The 2,214-nt window shown below is 59.8% G+C and carries 2 protein-coding genes and 1 pseudogene; all 3 read right to left on the bottom strand.

Features of this window, described 5'->3' with window-relative positions; translation table 11 throughout:
- A pseudogene (locus tag CUC53_RS18325) lies at positions 1 to 626 on the bottom strand (heavy-metal-associated domain-containing protein); the annotation flags it as partial.
- Positions 627 to 807: 181 nt separating this feature from the next.
- Positions 808 to 1,473, bottom strand: a complete 666-nt coding sequence (pyrE, locus tag CUC53_RS18320) for an orotate phosphoribosyltransferase (protein ID WP_100295410.1) — start codon at positions 1,471 to 1,473, stop codon at positions 808 to 810.
- 341 nt (positions 1,474 to 1,814) lie between these two features.
- Positions 1,815 to 2,214 (bottom strand): ribonuclease PH (gene rph, locus CUC53_RS18315; RefSeq protein WP_100295409.1); only part of this gene is annotated, 400 nt, incomplete at its 5' end.

Below are 2,214 nucleotides of genomic sequence, written 5' to 3'. Positions count from 1 at the left end.
ACCGGGGTGGCGAGCACCAGCTCCAGCCAAGCGGGTAGATGCCAGGGGAACACTCCGGCCATGGCCAGCATCCCCACCAGCAGCGGCAACGTCAGCAAAGCCGAGACGATGACCCGGGTTTGCGCCTGACGGGCTGTGGCGGCCTCCTGCGCTTCCCGCTCCAGCAACTGCTGGCGGCGGCGACTGGCCTAGCCCTGCGCCAGCTGGGCGCCAAAGCCGAGCGCCTCGATCTGCTCGCGCAGGGCGGCGGGCGTCTGCATCCCGGGGACCAGCACGATCCGGGCCTGCTCGATGGAAAAGTTAACCTCTGCCGAGATGACACCGGGCAGTGCGGCCAGCATCTTGTTCAGGCGGGTCGAGCAACCGGCACAGGTCATGCCGGTGATTTGAAACTGGATGGTCTCGCTGCCGTAGTCGTAACCCTGACTCTTGATGCTGTCGAGCACCGCAGGCAGGCGATCGGGGCTGGCCAGTTCGATGGCCGCCTGCTCCAGCGCGAAGTTGACGGTGGCCTCGACCCCTTCAAGCTTGTTGAGGCTGGTCGTGATGCGGCTGGCACAGTTGGCACAACTCATGCCAGTAAGCGGCAACTGAAAATGAATAGGGTACTGCGTCTCGGTAGTCATCATGTTCTTCCTCGGAATAAGTCGGTCATACTAGCAGCCGACCGGCGAACCCTAATCTTTACTCTAGGGGTAAACTCAAGCCACCTGATCCCCTTTCTTTGTAGATAAAAAAACGGCGCCCGTTTGCTGCCAGAGAGCAAACGGGCGCCGCATTCAGCTATTGCGCGGTATGAATGGCGACTCAGATGCCGTACTGGGCGCGATAAGCCGTCATCGCCGTCAGTTGTGCCGCCAGCTCCGGCTGTTCGGCCTGCTTCTCTTCCAGCTTTTCTTCCAAATAAGCGATCAGGTCACTCATCTGGATGATGGCGATAATGTGGGCGCCATAGTCACGCTCCACCTCCTGAATGGCGGAGAGCTCGCCCTTACCCTTCTCCTGACGGTCCAGCGCGATCAACACGCCAGCCAGCGAGGCACCGTTGGCCTGGATCAGATCCATGGATTCGCGAATGGCGGTCCCGGCGGTGATGACGTCATCCACCAGCATGATGCGCCCCTTGAGCGGGCTGCCCACCAGATTGCCGCCCTCGCCGTGATCCTTGGCCTCCTTGCGGTTGAAGCACCAGGGTACATCCACATCGTGCTGTTCGACCAACTGCACGGCGGTGGCGGAGGCGATGGGGATCCCCTTGTAGGCCGGGCCAAACAGCACATCGAACGGGGTGCCGGCATCCATCAGGGCGGCGGCATAGAAACGGCCGAGGCGGGCTAGGTCGCGGCCACTGTTGAACAGGCCGGCGTTGAAGAAGTAGGGGCTTTTACGACCGGATTTCAGGGTAAATTCACCGAATTTGAGGACCTGTTTTTCCAGGGCGAACTCGATAAATTGACGCTGGTAGGCTTTCATTCTGGCTCCTTGCTTGGCTTGTCGTTGCCTTGTGGGGGGGTATAAAAAAACGCGGTCAATGCCGCGTTTGCAGGATCTGTTGACGCTTCGTCACAGCCGCGACGGAGTCGGTTTTTGCGCAGAACTAGGCATGAGATGCGAAGTTTGGTAATCCAAACGAGGCATCGAATAACGACGTTATGCACAAAAACAGACCCGTCCCTACGGGTTGCGTGGCAAAGGATGCCATGCGTTGTTGCAGGACTTGCCAAGGGAATAACCATTGGCGGCATCCTGCGCCTAGCCTGGCATCCTTTGACACTGCAACGCGACTTGTGCCGAAACATCAACAGGTCCTGGTATCAGGAGAGCGACTGCTTCTGCAGCGCAATGATGTCGGCAATGCCGCCCTTGGCGAGCGCCAGCATGTCCAGCAACTCTTCATGGGTGAAGGGCTCGGCCTCCGCAGTGCCCTGCACCTCGATGATGCGACCATCTTCGGTCATCACCACGTTCATGTCGGTCTCGGCGGCGGAGTCTTCGATGTACTCCAGATCGCAGATGGCTTCGCCCTGATACATGCCGACGGAAACGGCGGCAATCATCTGCTTGAGCGGGCTCTGCTTGATCATGCCCTTCTCGACCATCCAGTCCAGCGCATCCACCAGCGCCACACAGGCACCGGTAATGGAGGCGGTACGGGTGCCGCCATCAGCTTGCAGCACATCACAGTCAACTGTGATGGAGTGCTCGCCAAGGGCG

Origin of the sequence: Aeromonas cavernicola, from assembly GCF_002795305.1 — a bacterium.
Classification (GTDB): Bacteria; Pseudomonadota; Gammaproteobacteria; order Enterobacterales; family Aeromonadaceae; genus Aeromonas; species Aeromonas cavernicola.
This window is presented reverse-complemented; position numbering and strand designations above follow the sequence as displayed.

Excerpts from the sequence above, each read along its gene's own strand:
- pyrE (WP_100295410.1), bottom strand. The coding sequence starts at position 1,473 with ATGAAAGCCTACCAGCGTCAATTTATCGAGTTCGCCCTGGAAAAACAG.